General features: G+C 66.1%; 1 protein-coding gene. It reads right to left on the reverse strand.

What is annotated here, in order from left to right; translation table 11 throughout:
- On the reverse strand, nt 1-419 hold a 419-nt coding region (locus AAE029_RS36225; RefSeq protein ID WP_371077766.1), incomplete at both ends, for a calcium-binding protein.

Here is a 419-nt window from a genome sequence, read left to right on the forward strand (position 1 = left end):
TGTCGTCGCCCGTCCCGCCGACCAGCGTATCGGCGCCTGCTCCGCCGTTCAGCGTATCGCTGCCGTCGCCGCCACTCAGGTTGTCCGCGGCCGCACCGCCGGTCAGAACGTTGTCGAGCCCATTTCCGATACCCCTGAAGGCTGCCGTGCCGGTATAGGTGAGGTTCTCGACATTGTCGGCAAGCGTATAGGCCGCCAGCGCGGTCCTGACCGTATCAATTCCCGCGTCGGCGTTTTCAGTGACGACGTCGCCGGCAACGTCGACGATGTAGGTGTCGTCGCCCGTCCCGCCGACCAGCGTATCGGCGCCTGCTCCGCCGTTCAGCGTGTCGTTGCCGGCACCACCGGTGATCACGTTCGCCGCCGCATTGCCGGTGCCGGTGAAGGTGGCTGACCCGGTGTAGGTCAGGTTCTCAATG

Origin of the sequence: Sinorhizobium sp. CB7, assembly GCF_041357635.1 — a bacterium.
GTDB lineage: Bacteria > Pseudomonadota > Alphaproteobacteria > Rhizobiales > Rhizobiaceae > Rhizobium.